Source organism: Legionella sp. PATHC035, from assembly GCF_026191115.1.
Lineage (GTDB): Bacteria > Pseudomonadota > Gammaproteobacteria > Legionellales > Legionellaceae > Legionella.
Genome location: NZ_JAPHOT010000001.1, coordinates 766,077 through 784,464 on the forward strand (window position 1 = coordinate 766,077; position 18,388 = coordinate 784,464).

An 18,388-nucleotide genomic window follows, 5' to 3' on the forward strand; every position below is an offset into this window, starting at 1 on the left:
GTGTCGGGGGTTCGAGCCCCGCGATCGCGCCATTTTTAGTCTATTCGTCCCAAATATGATCGCACCTTGTCTTGCTTCCGGTAAAAAGATAAAATACGTCCCAGTGACACCCTTGGGACACTAAGCAAGGATTCAGGCTTAGCAGGCAACACAATTAGTAAAGTTAACATCACCACCCTGTACTCCTATGTTGCGATTCACAAAAGCCAAGCAGATCAAGCGTACCGATACTTACAAAGTGGAAAATTAAAAGAACGCAAAGTTCATGTGTATAAAATAAATCGATTTTTTAAAACCCTGCGAAAAACTTAACACAACAATTGGAAAAAAGAGGCAATTATTATGTAAAATCCTAATAATACAGGCCTTTGGATAGAGTAAATAAATCATTATAAATATCAGGATCACTTAGATGAAAATACAAGAAGAGCTTCATGAACGTGGGGCTCTTAAAATATCAATAGCTGTTACCCTTCTCTTAGCCATGGTAGGTATTTTATTTGGGCTATTTTCGGGTTCATTGGCTATCGTCTTTGACGGTATGTTCAATATGGTGGATACCGTTATATCAATCCTCGCCTTATTTGTCGCCCGTCTTGTAACCAGTAAGGGTAATCGGAGATTTCAATACGGTTACTGGCATATCGAACCTATGGTTCTTGTTTTGAATGGTAGTATCCTAATACTTCTTTGTACCTATGCGATGATAAACGCAATTGGTAGTTTAATGTCTGGTGGGCATGAACTAAATTTTGATTGGGCATTTGTGTTTGCTCTTTTAGTATTTTTTTTATCAACCGGCATGTATTTTTATTTGATTAAAAAAAACCGCAAAATTAAGTCTGAATTCCTGCGATTAGACATTCAAAGTTGGTTAATGTCTGCTTTGATTTCCTCATCTCTCTTATTAGCATTTGGCATCGCTGCATTGTTGCAGGGTGGGGTCTACGCATATTTTACTCCCTACATTGATCCTCTTATTTTAGCGATTCTTACTGCTTGTTTGATTTTTGTACCTATGACTGCGGTCCGGGATGCCACAAGAGACATATTTCGCATGGCCCCCTTGGATCTTGATGAAAAAATAAGAGAATTTTTAGATGAGCTTATCAAACAACGTAATTTCAAAACTTATACAAGCTACGTTGCAAAAATAGGACGAGCTCAATTTATTGAAATACATATTGTAGTGCCTATTGATTACCCAATTTCGAGTATTGAAACATTGGATGAAATTCGTAATGAAATCGCATTGGCTATTGGAGAAGACTCGCCACAACGCTGGCTAACCATTGCCTTTACTGCAAATGAAAACTTGATTTAGCAGGAGTTTTATTCAGCTTTTCCATAGGGTATTTGCCAATCGATAAAGACCTTTTAAATGAGCAACAATCTTTTGCGTAATTAATGAATAAGTTAAACTTGGACAAACGAAACTTAGTAGCTCAGATTCCTCATAAGAATTGAATTACTGAGGTAGAATTGCTGCATTCCACCTCAGGGAGTTGGTTTGTATTTTAATTTCCAGGTGCCAAAATTATTTGCTTATCATTGTCAGATGATACTCGATCTTGATGCGTCTCCTCATGGGGGATATTCCTTTTGAATAAAGAGTCAACCTTACTCCTGAAAAAAACCACCTTATTAACAAAGCGCTGATAATCCTTACTTCTATCCTCCATGTATTCAGCCATGCGAATGGCACTGGCTACCTCGGCTTTAACTTTGGGATTGATGGCTTCACTGGCATTAACCTGCTGAAACACCTCGATTAGTTCTTCCGTCGTTAATTCTTTTTGGAAATCTCGTAATGCCAAAAGTCCTTTACGAATTCGCATTAAATAGCGGGTGGGTTCACCCGCTTTAAGTGCCTTTCGAATATGCTCTGTTAACAGCAGATCAAAATTGGTATGAAACAATCTATTTTTTAATGCCGCTCTGGGAAGGTCGGACAGAACCTTCGCTAATTGCTTTAACTCCACTTCACTGGGCGGTTGCAACGACATTTCACCGAAATCATATAAGCCCAACTGATGGTTCTGATGACGTAATTGATTACCATGACGGTCGGAATCAAAACACCCCCCCTGAAGAATGTTAATAAGCTCTACTGTAATGATTGCCTTAGCAATGGCTCGCCGAATTTCCTTGTCTTCCGTAGTTTGGTTAGGTAGCTCATTGAATTCGGTTCCATAAATACGCTCGATGAATCGATAGCCTTCACCACTTTTGAGCAAATGAGCCGGATTTAGGGTAAACGAATGGGGTTTATCATCAACGTTCACTGTAATGGAACCCGTATATAGCTTGGTTGCAATCAGGTTTTGCTGCTCACTTAAATTCCTGTCCATTTCAATTTTCGACAATTCCTTAGCTTCCTGGATAATCGATAAAATGCTCTCCCGAATAGGCTCCATATCGACATGCGCGCAAGACTCAATGGTCTTTTGCAAATGTATAAAACCGTCTTGCGCATTTTTTGCTGCATGTTCACGCAACATCAATAGCACCACATCCTGTCCATTTTCTAACTCTGCTTCCAGAGCTAGGTTATAAGAGGCTGAGCCTAAAAGAGCTCCGACACGTTTAATCATTTTGCGATCGTCACGGGAGACCACCTCACGCAGAAGCCGCCATAATTGCCAACGATGAGGTGGATTGGCTCGTCCCTTCAAGTGTTCCAGATCTCGGCGAATAGCCTCAGGTGTATTCGGATGACTATGAACTGCCTGAGCCAGTTTCACATAGGCAGGTCCCATGTGCTCACATAGCATGGCTAGTTTTTTACCAGCACTGGGTGATTCCCTAGCCCCACTCGACTGATTTGTGGCTACTAACATTCCTGCTAACAAATGGCCGCGAATGTATTTATCCGCTGAGTCCAGATAAGCTTTGAGCAAGGCATAAGCAAAATTTTCTTCTTTATCTGTTTCAGCATGCGGGAATAACTTATGGGCAACGTAGGAAAACCCTTCTTGGTAGGCATCTTCCATCTCAGCAGCCGTTTTTACTTTGCTGGCCGGGATAAGCAAGTGATCCACAATAACCGCTCGCTCTTCCAGGCTTACATCCCAGAACTGCGCGTAAAAAGACCTTAGCAGGAGCGCAGTAGTCCCTGGCTTTTCATTTTCACTTTTTTCCAATTCACCACTGTAGCCCAACAGCTTTGCAAGGTCGTTTATTTTTTGACGGCTTAATAAATAACTGGAAAATCTATCTGTTGTTTGACGACTGATGGGAGAAGAAATAAATTCCAAAAATTCATTTATGTCGTTTTTGTCTTCGCTTAGTTTTCGAGAGACTGCGGCCAGGCTACTAATAGAAAAATCGATTTTTTCCTGTTGATTAGTCGATAAATATTTATCAGGCTCCAACAAAATACCTAAATGTTCAGTCACATCCCACTGTGACTCGATGCTATTGGCTAATCGTGAAAGCATTAGTGTGACATCACGTTTTGCCATATTTTCATACAGATGATCGATCACAGCGATCATCTTCTCTCTGTATTCCTGAGATCGATCATCCTGACCATATTTATTTCTTAGGTCTTTGACTAATTGCTCAATGGCCTCATTACGCAGAGAAATAGAACTTATCGGAAGGCTAATTGCATTTTCTACAAAAAGAAGTTTTTCCAACGCCTGGATGCGCTCATCGGGATCTGATATCTCTTTTATCCGTTGGATAAGGAGCCGAGCAAAATGCTCTTGCACCTCTGGTGAGGGAAAGAGCAGTTGTGAATCAAACATCCGATAAATCAGGATTAAATCATGAGCTGTTAAATGGTTAGTCCCACTCGTTTCTTGCGGTAAATTCCAGAGGAAGGATTTAAATGGGGAAGCACGTTCAACAGGATTACGTACAAACTGCATAGCGAGTTTGAGTAAGGCAATTGTCTCTTTGCTTAATACCTCATAATTTCCATATTTTTTGATATGTTCCTGAAGAAAGACAGCTGCAATAGAATAGACCGGCGTCAAATCCTCAATTGTTTTATTGGTTAAAGGAAGTAACTGCTCCAAACAATCAAGGCTGAATGAGTCAAAAGGCAAGCGAAAAATAGCAATAAATGCCTGAGGTGGAATTTCATACAAACTCATTGAGCTCGCTCTCAGAAATTTAAGTTGTTCTTCCGTGGTAAACAAATCAAATTTTTTGCCCTGAAATTCCTGATTAATAACAAATTGAACATAGGGAGCGTTATAATCTAAGGTCGATTTTACTTCATTTGCAGCCTGCAGCAAGTGCTCCAAATCGCGTTTATCTTCTCGTCCCAGAAAAAAGCCTTTTACAACGGCTTGCTCCTCTGGAGTCCCATTGATGGCAATATTGGTAAATTCAGTCAGCAAAAATTGAACGGCTAGATTGTCAACATTGCGAGCTTTAGCTTCTGAAGGTTTGATTAATACGAGTCGATTCAAATCATAATACTGTTTCAATTTATCCTCAAAAGAGGCTCCACTAAAAAACATCTCGAAGTTGACGTCAAAGTTCTTAATCACCTTATCCGATAAAAAGGTCAATATCGCTTCACTATAATAACCGTTATAGGAATCAAGCCCTGGGGGCAATGTAGTAATGGGTTTGGTTTCATCATAATCAAGGACGAAAGACAAAAGTCTTTTGTCAGGCAATAAAGACCATACGTTGTGATCACCAGTAACGCCAAGGCGCCATAGGGTCTCGGCAATAAGAGAACTCTCATCTTTTTGTGCCCATGCAAGATGACTCGACCAAGGTACCTCTGTACCCTCATTTTGCGGTGCAAAAGTATTCCACTTAATATGCTCACCAATCACTGAACCAAAAAATCGCTCCTTTCCGACAGGCATGCGCTGATGGGTTTCCTCAAATTGATAGGTATGAAGTCTTGCTCGTCCGTGCGGATGCTTCAGATGATTGATGAGGTTTTCTAGTAACGCATTGAGTGACTCAGCTGCCTCTTTCGCTTCCGCAAAGCTTTTTGCTTTAACAAACGCATCAAAGGCATCGTTTAAGACCCTGAAAGGTCCAAGTGGAGGTAGTTGGACATTACGCGTCAAAGAGTTTCGACCAGTGAAATGTTGATGGACAAGAGCGAGATAAATTTGTTCAAACGCAGGGATTCGCAAGTTGAAAGCCCGTTGAATTAATTCTTCCGCTGTTTTTTTCACTTCCGCATCATTTAAATTAATGTCCATCGCATACAAAATATGGCAGAAATCCCGAACCTTAATCCCAACACTAGAGGTTATTTCATAGGGTAATAACTCAACGGTTAGCTCTGCTAATTTGGATTCTAAAAACTTGAGTTTCGCTACCGTACTCTTACATGCATCACATTCTTTTTTAAAGAAAATTTCTCGTTGAATCGGAGCGACCGCTTTTAAAATAGCATTTGGCAAAGACGTGTGTTGTTTTTCATTGCGTTCATTTTCTTTGATAGCCAACAAAGTTAACAAATTTTTAATGCGTTGATGATAATCGGGCAATGCCGCAAGTTGATAATCATGAACCAAATAAGATTGATGGACATGACTAACATCCCATTTATGTTGCTCTTGAAAGTGAATGCTTTTCCTTAAGTAACTAATACCTGCTGGTATATTATGGCACTGTTCAATCGTTAGTTTATCGAGTTTGAATTGTTCACTGGCTGAAATTTTATAATAAATTCCAACCCCTTCGTGTTTCATGTATAGTAACTCATTGGCTAAAGCGAACTCTAATTCTTCAACTGTATACACGCCATTTTGCATTTGCTTAAGAAAATCACTGTGAATGACAATCGCAGGTTTAGTAAGTCCGGCCAGCGTATTAACCAATTTATCGCCAGTCGTTGTAATAAAAATGTCAATGGACTCTTCGAAATTAGGAGGGCGTAATTTATTAATCAGCTCAGTCAGAAATGTTTTAGTTTCTTCAAATCCTACTTCATCCAACGAGTGCAACTGATGTTCTTCCATAACTAGTGGTCTTCGCTTTTCTATCTCGCTGTTCCCTGTCATCTGATAGTATTGATTGGCATCTCGGATTGCCGATCGTAGGGTATAATCATCATCTGTAAATTGGATAGCTTCCCATTTTGCCCCTTTGGGGTAGGAAATATAAAAATAAGGTAAGGAGTCATAGTCCTCTGTAAGACAAGCTATCCCATTCCATGGGTCTAAAAGGATCCCCTCCCATTGGCTGATGTCATTGAGAGGGCTATTGGGATTACGGTCAAGGACCAAAAAAGTATGACCATCTGCCGGATTACCCTCATCATCAAAATAATCAATAGTGACTTTTTCAACGGTGGTATCACTTTGAATGATATGTTCATCATATAATCTTTTGAGGGCAATGGTGGTATGCTCCTGACAAAAGCCTGTACTGATTTCGGGTCTATCAAAATATTCCGCGATGGCAAATAGAGTTGATTTTTGAATTGCCTCTCTAACTTTTTTCTCACTCTTCCCCTGAAAAAGCAGCGCGTTTTCACGGTTATGTTGCTTTTGAAAAGCATCTCGATGTTCAATCAATTCAACAGTTTTTTTAAACCGATAAGCTAATTCTTTATCATTAATAGTTAACTCTTCTCCTTGACATAAAATTTGAATGAAAGAATCAGCATTTTTTTCAAGGTAGTCATCGATTTCAGTTACGTTAATATCACTGCTTTCTCTTCCCAGCAGTTTCAGTGTTCTTGCAATTTGTTCACATAGAATAGAAGACTGTTTGAGAATAATTTGCTTGAAGCTTTGCTTCTGATTAGGGGTCAGATGGTGCGGCGATTTTACCTGGTTATCCAGACAAAATTCCTTAAAACGCTCATTAATAGACTCAAAAATATGGTACTCGATTTGCTTTTGTTTTACATAGCGTTCATGCGCCTCGTACTCCTTATCATGAAGCTCCAGATACTCCATTTCGTATATGCACGACTCTAATTGCTCATCTTCTGGCGCTTCTGCCCTTCTGGCCTCTTCATAAGCTTTCATCTTGCTACGCTCAATCTGTTCAAACTCTTCATATCGATTCGCTGGCAAAGGAATTTTTCGATTAATTGAATCTTTAATCTCTATACATTTGTTTAATAACTTTTTTCTCAGCTCTTTGTCTTTCATATGAATCCTGCCAATAGTTAGTTTGCAAATTAATTTGTTAAAAATTTCGTTACTTTAAACATAAATAAGAACCATGAATTGAATCCTGTGAAAGCATTTAGACCATTTAGCCCGCCTTTTAAACAGAGCTCTCTTTTTATCTTATGAACCTAAATTACGTCATTTGTTAATTTTTTTTGCCAAGTTATTGATATTTTTGTTATTTTGATAATCAATAGTGTGGCACGCTGTATGAAAGTTGACTTAAAGAAACAGGGACCTTTTCAAAAAGACCACCCGCTATGCCAACTTAAGTAATGTAAGTGCTCTCAACAGTCCAGGTGAGACTTAACTCATTACAGACCAGGGAACAATTCGAAGGTTTGCGGGTCGGGAGGAGTTGTTGCTATTCTAAGGATGTCAATAACTTCCAAGGATAGGAATTGAAATAAAAACCTTTCTCGAGAAAAGAGAGTAATGCGCTTATCGATGTTCCGCCCATACATTTTTCTATTTGGCGCTTCAATCTCTGGCTTCTTACTAATCACTAATTCAGAATTAGTGGTACTAACTCCTAAGTTGGTGGAAGCTGGATTTAAGGCCTGGGAAAATATAGTATTCATGCGGAAAAACATATTTGCGCTCATTTTGTTGAATTATTGCACAGAGAAGATGATTTCACAATATGAGAAAGGCAAAAAGTAAGAATAAACGTTGATGCAATAGATTAACACACACTACTCATCAATAGGATTGACTTATAATCTTAAATAGTAGTACCCTATTCTCAGCTAGAAAGTGTCTCTTTTTATACTCTCCAAATCGTCGTTTTATTCATTTAATCCCTCGTTCGGTAGTTTTTAATTCTTGACCGGTTTCCGGCTAAATTCGCCTCTAAAGGCATTTAAATAAATACTTAAGGATACTTATGTCTAAAACAGTAAATGGAGTCGTTAAATGGTTTAACGAATCTAAAGGATTTGGTTTTATTGAGCAAGAAGCAGGACCCGATGTGTTTGCTCACTTTAAAGAAATTTTAAGTTCTGGCTTTAAAACCCTTACAGAAGGTCAGAGAGTGCAATTCATTGTGACTCAAGGACCAAAAGGTCTTCAAGCACAAAATATAATTGTAATTTAAGTAGTTAAAATTATTTAACCACTATATCTCACTGTGGATGTAGTGGTTACTTTGAGGAAACGACAGTGAGAAAAAATGGAACTCATGCAGAAAACTCACCCTTTGGAATAACTGAAGATTCATTATAAGAAGACTTTTCCAAAATGCTAAAGTTAGACGCGCTTTTTTAGTCAAAGATCGCTTGATCGGCTACATGAAAGGTTTTGCTTTATAACCTCTAGCTCCCGATAAAAAGCTCAATCCTCTTTAGATATTCATGGTAAAATGCTTTGGAAAAAGCCCTTAAAAGTAATTATGGCCCAAGAGAATTACATAGTCCGAAGACGTCGTCGATAATTTATACTATTTTAATTTTAAAACCTTGGCCAGCATACAGAACATCTTTTTATTGTTTACCTCGATACATCAAAGTATTTTATTCACAAAGATTACTGGCGGCATTTATCATACGAGAAAAAAATTATGGGAAAAATTACTTGGTAAAAACATGACGCCCAGTGAAATCCTACCTAATGTCAATTAAGCATCACAGAGAGAAAGCTCCATGACTCAAACAGAACACACAGCCCAACACCTATCTTTCACTCAACTTCCTCTTCGAGAAGAATTAATTAAGAGCCTTGCTTTTTTAAATTATAAAAATATGAGCTCAATCCAAATGCAAAGTCTGCCCATAATTCTCAGAAATGAAGATATTATTGCTCAAGCAAAAACAGGAAGTGGAAAGACCGCTGCTTTTGCTTTGTCCTTATTAAATAACTTAAAAATTTCATTTTTTGCAGTACAAGCCTTAGTTCTTTGCCCCACTCGTGAACTAGCCGAACAAGTCAGTCAAGCGATTCGTCGATTAGCCTGTTTCATGCCCAACGTCAAAATTATTAATTTATCCGGTGGTATACCAATGAAGCCTCAGCTTGATTCGTTACGACATGGCGCTCATATCATTGTCGGAACACCGGGAAGAGTGCTCAAGCATTTAAAAAACGTCTCTTTAGACTTATCCCAGGTGAAAACTTTAGTTTTAGATGAGGCAGACAGAATGCTGGATATGGGGTTTTTTGATGACATGAAAAACATTATTTCCGTTTGTTCCACACAACGACAGACGCTCCTTTTTTCTGCGACTTATCCTGAAGAAATAAAACAACTTTCAAAACAATTTATGAGAGAACCGAAAGAGGTTCATGTAGAAACCCACCCTGAAGATACGGATATCGAACAACATTTTTACGAAGTCTCAAAACAAGCTCAGAAATATCCCTTATTAAAATCATTACTGCTGCACTATCGCCCCGTATCAACATTAATATTCTGTAATACCAAGCAACAAACAATGGAAGTAACTGACCAACTGATACACGAGGGCTTTTGTGCCATCGCTTTAAATGGAGATATGGAGCAAGTCGATCGTGATCTTGCGGTCTTGCGTTTTGCCAACCAAAGTTGCTCTATTCTTGTCGCCACTGATGTTGCAGCACGAGGACTTGATATAAAGGAACTTTCTGCAGTCATTAATTTTGATCTTGCTTTTGATCACGACGTCCATATTCATCGTATTGGTCGAACTGGACGAGCAGGAAGTAAAGGTATTGCCCTAAATATAACAACGCCAGCAGATGCTCAACGAATTTGCGTCATTGAAGACCATCTCCCGCAACCTATTCATTGGGGAAACATTGATGAACTAAAAAATAACAGTTCTACTCTGTTCGTTCCAGAAATGGTCACACTTTGTCTTGCTTCCGGTAAAAAAGATAAAATTCGCCCCGGTGATATCCTTGGGGCATTAACCAAAGATGCAGGATTAGCAGGCAACACCATTGGCAAAATTAACATCACCCCTATGCACTCCTATGTTGCCATTCACAAAAGCCAAGCAGATCAAGCGTACCAATATTTGCAAAGTGGAAAATTAAAAGGACGCAAAGTTAATGTACGTAAAATAAATTAACTCTATGCCCTTTAAGGATGATTTCTTAAATAATGTATTAGGGTACTGTTAGACTCAATGGCACAACGATTGCCAATAGTCAGCGTAAATGGGGCTTTTTGAACTCTTTAGCTTCACCCAAGATCTCAAAAAGCCTTCCGTTAGCTCCAAATTGAATGGGATCCATAATCCCAACATTCATATGTGCTTCGGTTATTTGATCTTCATTTCGCTCGATGCTTCAGCGCGTTTCGTACACCAGCTCCATATTCTTTATCGACTTGATCAAATAATTTAATTTGCCGCTCAATAATAAAATCAGGAACGCTCTCCATGCTTTCGGCGATGTTTGCATAGAGTCTTTGCTTTTGTTCTTGATTAAACAAATGAAATAATTTTCTTGGCTGGCTATAATCATCAGGATCCTGGTGTCGATCATATCGATCGACATCTCCGTTGATAGGTAAAGGTGGCTCGTTGTATTGAGGATCTTCCTTTGGCCCCGAAAAACTGTTCGGCTCGTAATAAGCTTCCGAGTACTCTGTATTATTATCGTAAAAGCGTAATGAACCATCCTTGTGATAATGATGTACAGGACATTTGGGGGCATTTACCGGTAATGATTCGTAATGGGTCCCTATTCGATAACGGTGTGCATCTGCATAGGAAAAAATACGTGCCTGCAACATTTTATCTGGAGAAAAACCAATTCCAGGAACAATATTAGAGGGGGAAAATGCAAGTTGTTCGATTTCAGCAAAATAATTCTCAGGATTTCGATTCAGCTCTAAAACCCCCACGTCAATTAACGGAAAATCACGCTGTGACCAAACTTTGGTAAGATCAAAGGGATTGTATTCTAAACTATTCGCCTGATCTTCAGTCATAATTTGCACACAAAACCGCCATCTTGGATAATCACCCTGGCTGATGGCTTGGAATAAATCTTCCTGAGTCGACTCCCTTGTACGACCTATCACCTCAGCGGCTTGTGCATTGGTCCAATGTTTATGCCCTTGCATGGTTTTACAATGAAATTTGACCCAAAATCGCTCATTCTTTTTATTTATAAAACTAAAAGTATGAGAACCAAAACCATCCATAAAGCGAACAGATTGAGGTAACCCTCTATCTGAAAATAAAATGGTAACTTGGTGAAGACTTTCAGGCGATAAGGACCAGAAATCCCACATTGCTGTCGGTGAACGAAGATTGGTTTTGGGGTGTCTTTTTTGTGTATGAATAAAATCTGGAAATTTATAAGGGTCACGAATGAAGAATACTGGAGTATTATTACCGACAAGATCCCAATTACCTTGCTGTGTATAGAACTTTACTGAAAATCCACGCACATCTCGCTCAGCATCTGCAGCCCCCATTTCACCAGCCACTGTTGAAAAGCGTGTTATTAATTCTGTTTTCTTTCCTACTTCTGAAAATAAATCAGCTTTAGTGTAGGCAGTGATATCATGGGTCACTGTTAAAACGCCATGCGCCCCCCACCCTTTAGCATGAACTACACGCTCGGGTATTCGCTCTCGATTTTGGTGCGCCAATTTTTCAATTAATTGGTAATCTTGAAGTAAAAGAGGCCCTCTGGCTCCAGCAGTTAAAGCATTTTGATTATCACCTATCGGGTTACCACCAGTAGTGGTCAAAGTGAGCTTTTTCATTTATAAGTCCTTATCTGATTATTCCGTTCGTCCGCGGTATTAATTATATTAATTGTAAATCCACACTAACTATTCTTTCACTATTGTGATTGTGAGTGCACTTTTTTATTTTTTTAAGCTATTGCACTAATCTGATTCAGCATAACTGCATGCAGAGATATCATTCTTCCCTAAAGAGTTACAATATTCCATAAGTACGGCCTTCTGCAACTGATTTCGCTTTGCGGCACCATTAAGCGTAGGGGCATATTGAGCGACCTGTAACTCCTTGAGCAAAATACCCTTGCCAAAGTGTCATCATTCACATAAATTACCAAACAATCTGATGATAAGGGAATTTTTTTTGAAAAAAAGGATTGCAGTAATTGGCTCAGGAATTTCTGGTTTAACGAGTTGCTATATTTTAAGCAAAAATCATGATGTTTCTTTATTTGAAGCCAACGATTATCTTGGTGGTCATACACATACTCTCGCGGTCGAAAGCGAGGAAACTGTTTACTCGATTGATACCGGGTTTATCGTTTTTAACAAGAGAACATACCCCAACTTTTGTAAATTGCTTGAAGAGTTAAACGTAGCAACTCAAACCAGTGAAATGAGTTTTAGTTATCGCGCCGATCATAGGGGACTTGAGTACAGTGGTCATAATTTAAACACTCTTTTTTCAGATCGTCGAAACCTATTTAAATTAGACTTTTATCACCTAATCAAAGACATCATTTCATTTAATGCGGATGCAAAAAAATTCTTGGCCCGAACCAATGATCTCGAAATAACCATCAATGACTTTATCAAGGAAAACAACTACTCAGAACAATTTAAAGAATGTTATCTCGTTCCAATGATGGCTGCTATTTGGTCTAAAAATAAAGAAGATACTCTAAATTGTTCTGCTTTCTTTATCTTACAATTTTATAATAATCATGGACTTCTTGATTTGTTTAATCGACCTCAGTGGTATGTCATCAAACAAGGCTCAAAGAACTACATTACACCGATGCTTGAGCGGTTAAAAGATCACGTGTACTTAAACTCCAAAGTAGAGCGAATTATACGAGAAGCGAATCAGATTAAGATAATCGTCAACTCTGAAGAGCATGTCTTTGATGCGGTCGTATGCGCTACTCATAGTGATCAGGCGTTAGCCATGCTCGAGAAACCTACTCCTGAAGAAATCAATATTTTATCAGCAATAAAATATACTGAAAATGAAGTGGTTCTTCATAAAGACAAAAATGTAATGCCAAAAAATAAAAGGGCTTGGGCAAGTTGGAATTACCTCGATAACCAAAGCGCAGCGCCTACACTTACTTATTACATGAATCGATTGCAATCCATTCATTCCAAGCATGATTTTTTTGTATCAGTCAATCTTTCGAGTGAAATTGCGGAAAATCAAATAATCCAATCATTCAACTATGCGCATCCCTGCTTGACGGTGTCCGCCTTAAAAGCTCAAAAGCAAATTAATTTGATTAATGGGATGAATAATACATACTATGTTGGAAGTTATTGGGGTTATGGCTTTCATGAGGATGGTGTCAATAGTGCGATCAATACCTGTAAGCTGTTAGGAACCTAGATGATGAACCATCTCATTTATACAGGACATGTACGACATCGCCGCTTTTTTCCAAAAAAGCATCAGTTTTCATATAAGTTATTTATGTTTTGTTTTGATTTAGCCCAGATCAATAATACCTTCAAAGGCATCAAACAGGTTTCAATAGAGAAGTTTAATTGGTTTTCATTTAAACGCAAAAATTATCTTAATGAATCGACTATCCCTCTTGATGAATACGCTCGTCAATTGGTGATGAATCGATGTGGAACTTACCCAAAGGGAAAAATCTATCTATTAACCCAACTGAGTTGCTTAGGTTATTGCTTTAATCCCATCAGTATTTATTTTATTTTTGATGAGGTCAATCAAAATTTGGATTATTTAATTTTGGAAGTCACCAATACTCCCTGGGGAGAACGACATAATTATGTGTTGCAGTATTCAGCCCAACCTAAAAATGAAATTTACTCATATCAATTTCAAAAAGAGCTACATGTCTCCCCCTTTATGTCTATGAATTATTCCTACCATCTTAATTTGAAACTAAATAAAGAAAAAATTGTCGTTCATATGGAAAATCATATTGAAGGAAAGAAGGATTTTGATGCAACATTAATTCTAAAAGCCCAAGATAATTGCTCGATTAAAAAAGTATTTTGGCATTATCCTTTAATCACTTATAAAGTGTCAGCAGCAATTTATTGGCAAGCATTAAAATTATGGATTAAGGGTGTTCCATTTCATGCACATCCGGGCTCTAACAAAAGGACATCGAATGGACAAAAATAATCATTTAGCTACTCAGGGTTCAAGACTTTCGAAAAAAATTTTTTTCAAGTTATTAAATGGGATCACTCACGGTTCTATCCAAGTCCATGACGTGAATGGTAGCTATGTTTTTGGTAATGAAAAAGAGAAAAATGATTCAATTGCCAACATCACCATAAACCACCCCAAAGCCTATAAATCAATTCTCATGGAAGGCTCTGTGGGTGCCGGAGCAAGTTACATTGATGGTTATTGGGATACAGATGACCTACAAAAATTAATTACGATGATTATTAAAAATGACGCCCTCTTCAATCAGATTGAAAGTCCTATCGCCCGTTTTTTTAGTTTCATGAGAACAATAAACTATAAATTAAAAATTAACTCGATTCGTCGCGCTAAGGAAAATATTCTAGCTCATTACGATTTAGGAAATGATTTTTTTAAATTAATTCTCGACCCATCTATGATGTATTCATGCGCTCTTTATAAACCATCGGATATAAGTTTAGAGGAAGCATCTCAGAATAAAATTCGGGCCATTTGTAATGCATTGCAACTAAAACCCAGTGACCATATTTTGGAAATAGGTACCGGATGGGGCGGATTTGCATGTTTTGCCGCTAAAGAATATGGATGTAAGGTCACGACGACGACGATTTCAGAAAAACAATACCTCTATGTCAATGAAAAAATAAATCAATTAGGCTTAAATCATCAGATTAAATTATTAAAAGAAGACTACAGAAAACTTTCCGGACAATATGATAAAGTCGTTTCAATCGAGATGATTGAGGCCGTTGGGCATAAATATTTTGATACATTTTTTCAGCAATGCCATCAGCTACTAAAACCTGGAGGTTTATTTTTCTTACAGGCCATTGTTATTAACGATCAAGCCTATGAAGCTGCAAAAAATGAGGTTGATTTTATTAAGAAATACATTTTCCCCGGAGGTTGCCTGCCCTCTGTGCATTCCATAAGTAAATCAATTGCCGACAAAACAACACTGCAATTGCTTTCATTTGAAGACATAGGCCACCATTATGTCTCTACCTTGAATGACTGGCATAAAAACCTATTAACCAATAAAGACGAGATTTTAGCACAAGGATTTACCGAATCTTTTATTCGCACTTGGGAGTTCTATTTTTGTTATTGTGCTGCTGGTTTTCAGACCAATTACATCAGCGATATTCATGCCTTATGGCGAAAAAGACGATGAATACATTACATTACCTCATTCACACAACTGCTTATTATGTGGCTTGGTTTACTTGCATCACGCTCGCTGCTCAAGGTTATGCATGGATAAGCGCTCTTATTGTGGTTGCTTGTGTTCTGTTGCAGCTGTACTGGCAACATCAAACGGGCAGAGCGCTGGAAGGGCTATGGCTTTTATTAGTAATAGTTATCTCTATAAGTACTCTCATTGACAGTGCCCTGGTTTATAAAGGAATAGTCATTTTTTCAGCAAACCCTTTTTCCCCCTATTTTACTTCTCCTTGGATGATAACCATATGGATAAGTTTTACAGTTGTTTTATATGCCACATTAAGTAACCTATTTGATCATCTATTTTTGCTCGGCTTTTTGTCATGTATAGGTTTTGCCTTGGCATTTCGCATTGGTGCAAACTTAGGGGCTGCTTTTTTTCCTTATGGCAGCAATACGACTTGCCTTTTCATCGGCGCGGTTTGGTCAATTGTATTGCCATTTTGCGTGTACGGTTATCAAAAGATAAAGGGTGATAATTAATGTATTCTATCGGCATTGTAGTGATTTATCTTTTTTTACAAATGAGTTTGATGTGGGGTCTGTATCGTCTTCTAAAAAATCCCTCTGTTGTGGATGTCTCATGGTCATTAGGATTAATGGTTTCAGGTTTAATCTATTTAGGCTTAACCCCATTAAGTTTTCGTACTCTAATCATTGGCTCTCTTCTCATTTTATGGGCTTTACGCCTAGCATTTTATCTGTGGTACACACGAATCAGAAAAGGACATGTAGATAAGCGCTATATTGAACTCAGTGCCAATTGGAAAATTAGCCCCTCTCTTGGTTTTTTTCTTAACTTTCAACTCCAGGGGCTGCTCATCCTAATCATTTCAAGTGTGTTTTTACTGATTAGCCAAGCAGGACTGACTCATATTACCATGATAGATATCCTTGCATTTTGCATGGTTACAGTGGGGATAATGGGAGAGACTACAGCCGATTTACAATTGCAACGTTTTAAAACACGGCATAAAGGGGAAGTGTGTAACCAAGGTCTATGGAATTATTCACGTCATCCTAATTATTTTTTTGATTGGTTAAGCTGGATGGGATTCGCTTTATTTGCGGTACAGTCCAACAATGGATACCTAAGCTTACTTTCCCCTTTGATGCTTTATGTTATTTTTACCCGTATGACTGGCCCCATGACCGAAAGAGGCTCCATAAAATCACGGGGACAAAAATATCTTGAGTACCAAAAGCAAACTTCAATGTTTTTTCCTTGGTTTAAGAAAAAAAGCGGTTCTCAATGAAGACAGCAAATAAACTACTCAGTCCACATAAGACCATGCCCCAAATAAAATCGATTAATGTGATTTTCAAAGGCCAGTTCGCAAGGATTGAGTAGTTGGTGAAATCATAGATCCCATAGGTTACAAATCCTAGGATTACTCCACCAGCGAGTGCCAGCATGTAATTGCCTTGTGCGCCGGGCAAGACGAAATAAACGATCCCTAATGCGATGCACACATAAACGACTGCCGCTGCCCACCAAATAGGAGCCATGCCTGTATCCGACTTTCGTAACAACATACCGATGTTTTGGGCATAAACTGATTTCGCAATGATACCCAACCAAATCATATCCAACACAAAGATACATACCATTGTTAAGAAAAAGAGTCCTATAAGTTTCATTGTCGTTCCCCTATGGATAACTACTTTTTAGCTAAATTCTGCTCTAATAAAGATTTGGGCAGCGGCTTAACATCCCAGACGATACCCATGAGTTCTAAAAGTTTGATTAAGTAATAAGTGATATCAATCTCCCACCATCGAAACCCCTGACGCGCTGATGCAGGGTAATGATGGTGGTTATTATGCCAACCTTCACCAAGCGTAATGAGAGCAAAAAACAGGTTGTTTTTGCTGTTATCCGACGTTTCATAACGTCTTGTACCATACACATGGCACAGGGAATTAATGATTACGGTTGTATTAAATACGGCGACCAAGGAAACGCTGAAGCCCCAAACCAACATTTCACCGATACCGGTGTTCCATTGTGGTGCATAAGTCTGAAGAATCCAACCGGTCACAAAAAGAGCAAAAAACAATAATGCGGGCATTAGAATGTCATAACGTTCGAGAAAAACGAGTTCTGGATATTGCTCCAAATCTCTAACTCGTTCCGGATTATAATGGTAATGTTTTTTGGTAAGAAACCAACCTACATGACTCCACCAAAACCCGTGTTGTACTGGGGAGTGTGCATCCTCAGGGGTATCAGACACCATGTGGTGCTGCCTGTGATGCGCTGCCCACCAAAGAGGACCGCGTTGGGCTGAAGTTCCTGCAAGAGCTGCAAAAATGAATTGCCAAAAGCGATTGGTTTTGAACGCTTTATGTGAGAAATATCGATGATAAAAAGCACCAATGGTAAACAAACGAAAAAAATACAGAGTCACTGCGACACTTAAGGCAATCCAACTAAAATGCACATAAAAAATCAGTAAACAGCTCAGGTTAACCATAATAAAAGGAATCGCACGAACCCAATCGATTGTATTGCTTAATGGTTCATCAGGATTGTAATTATTTTGGTTCACAAGCCAATTCTGTATCAAAGCTCCTAAAGACTTCATCAAATTAATCCCTAATTTTTTTAATCGAAAACATACATCGACTCAATGACTAATTATTTTTGGCGTGCTTAGTCTTTGCATAAAGAGGTATGTAATCAAAAGTCTGTGGCCCACGTTCGGATCCACATTCATCATAAGTATTATCAGCACACAGAAAAAATTCTTCAGCCCCATATTCTGCAGCGCGCGACATTGCCTCGTCAATAGAGTTGAAATGCCATAGTTCTTTTCCCTTATGAATAAATTCGTCAGAATTTTTAGCAATAATTTCTACAATATATTCATGGAGTTCGATGGGTGAGTAAATCAGAGCAATTGCTTTAGAACCACTATTTGCCTGATTAATAAAATCTTCGCGTGTATGATGTACCATGATTCTATT

The 18,388-nt window shown here is 38.4% G+C and carries 13 protein-coding genes and 1 pseudogene; 9 read left to right on the plus strand and 5 right to left on the minus strand.

Annotated features, from left to right (window positions below; all coding sequences use genetic code 11):
* Positions 1 to 46 precede the first annotated feature (46 nt).
* Positions 47 to 312, plus strand: a pseudogene (locus OQJ13_RS03465) (DbpA RNA binding domain-containing protein); the annotation flags it as partial.
* Between the two features lie 100 nt (positions 313 to 412).
* Positions 413 to 1,324 (plus strand): cation diffusion facilitator family transporter, encoded by a 912-nt coding sequence (locus OQJ13_RS03470; protein WP_265709196.1) that lies wholly within the window; start codon positions 413 to 415, stop codon positions 1,322 to 1,324.
* Positions 1,325 to 1,517: 193 nt separating this feature from the next.
* Here the strand turns inward: OQJ13_RS03470 and OQJ13_RS03475 are convergent, their stop codons facing one another.
* Positions 1,518 to 7,091, minus strand: coding sequence for an ABC transporter (locus tag OQJ13_RS03475; RefSeq protein WP_265709198.1), 5,574 nt, complete (start codon positions 7,089 to 7,091; stop codon positions 1,518 to 1,520).
* A 907-nt stretch (positions 7,092 to 7,998) separates the two neighbouring features.
* Here OQJ13_RS03475 and OQJ13_RS03480 point away from each other — a divergent pair.
* Together OQJ13_RS03480 and dbpA are read left to right on the plus strand one after the other, a co-directional pair.
* A complete protein-coding gene (locus tag OQJ13_RS03480; protein ID WP_265709200.1) occupies positions 7,999 to 8,208 on the plus strand; it encodes a cold-shock protein in 210 nt (69 codons plus the stop codon).
* 544 nt (positions 8,209 to 8,752) lie between these two features.
* Complete coding sequence (gene dbpA / locus OQJ13_RS03485) at positions 8,753 to 10,159, plus strand: ATP-dependent RNA helicase DbpA (protein ID WP_265709202.1); 1,407 nt, start codon at positions 8,753 to 8,755, stop codon at positions 10,157 to 10,159.
* A 203-nt stretch (positions 10,160 to 10,362) separates the two neighbouring features.
* Here the strand turns inward: dbpA and OQJ13_RS03490 are convergent, their stop codons facing one another.
* Positions 10,363 to 11,811, minus strand: coding sequence for a catalase (locus OQJ13_RS03490; RefSeq protein ID WP_265709204.1), 1,449 nt, complete (start codon positions 11,809 to 11,811; stop codon positions 10,363 to 10,365).
* A 343-nt stretch (positions 11,812 to 12,154) separates the two neighbouring features.
* Here OQJ13_RS03490 and OQJ13_RS03495 point away from each other — a divergent pair, with 343 nt between their 5' ends.
* From OQJ13_RS03495 to OQJ13_RS03515, 5 genes are read left to right on the plus strand one after another with little or no spacing between them, the layout of a single operon-like run.
* Entirely contained in the window at positions 12,155 to 13,393 is a 1,239-nt protein-coding gene (locus OQJ13_RS03495) for an NAD(P)/FAD-dependent oxidoreductase (protein ID WP_265709205.1), read from the plus strand.
* Positions 13,394 to 14,164 (plus strand): DUF1365 domain-containing protein, encoded by a 771-nt coding sequence (locus OQJ13_RS03500; protein ID WP_265709206.1) that lies wholly within the window; start codon positions 13,394 to 13,396, stop codon positions 14,162 to 14,164.
* Positions 14,151 to 15,368 carry an SAM-dependent methyltransferase gene (locus tag OQJ13_RS03505; protein WP_265709207.1) on the plus strand — a complete coding sequence of 406 codons (1,218 nt, stop codon included), beginning with the start codon at positions 14,151 to 14,153 and terminating at the stop codon, positions 15,366 to 15,368. Before OQJ13_RS03500 ends, OQJ13_RS03505 begins: the two co-directional genes overlap by 14 nt.
* Positions 15,365 to 15,901 (plus strand): DUF2878 domain-containing protein, encoded by a 537-nt coding sequence (locus tag OQJ13_RS03510; RefSeq protein WP_265709208.1) that lies wholly within the window; start codon positions 15,365 to 15,367, stop codon positions 15,899 to 15,901. Before OQJ13_RS03505 ends, OQJ13_RS03510 begins: the two co-directional genes overlap by 4 nt.
* A complete protein-coding gene (locus OQJ13_RS03515) occupies positions 15,901 to 16,674 on the plus strand; it encodes a DUF1295 domain-containing protein (RefSeq protein WP_265709209.1) in 774 nt (257 codons plus the stop codon). The genes OQJ13_RS03510 and OQJ13_RS03515 overlap by 1 nt, the downstream gene beginning before the upstream one ends.
* Here the strand turns inward: OQJ13_RS03515 and OQJ13_RS03520 are convergent.
* From OQJ13_RS03520 to OQJ13_RS03530, 3 genes are read right to left on the minus strand one after another with little or no spacing between them, the layout of a single operon-like run.
* A complete protein-coding gene (locus OQJ13_RS03520) occupies positions 16,649 to 17,059 on the minus strand; it encodes a DUF2177 family protein (protein WP_265709211.1) in 411 nt (136 codons plus the stop codon). The two genes, OQJ13_RS03515 and OQJ13_RS03520, sit on opposite strands and share 26 nt — an antisense overlap.
* A gap of 20 nt (positions 17,060 to 17,079) precedes the next feature.
* The gene (locus OQJ13_RS03525) at positions 17,080 to 18,006 is read right to left on the minus strand and encodes an acyl-CoA desaturase (RefSeq protein ID WP_265709213.1); all 927 of its coding nucleotides are present in this window, start codon (positions 18,004 to 18,006) and stop codon (positions 17,080 to 17,082) included.
* 49 nt (positions 18,007 to 18,055) lie between these two features.
* Positions 18,056 to 18,379 carry a hypothetical protein gene (locus tag OQJ13_RS03530; protein WP_265702807.1) on the minus strand — a complete coding sequence of 108 codons (324 nt, stop codon included), beginning with the start codon at positions 18,377 to 18,379 and terminating at the stop codon, positions 18,056 to 18,058.
* Positions 18,380 to 18,388 lie beyond the last annotated feature (9 nt).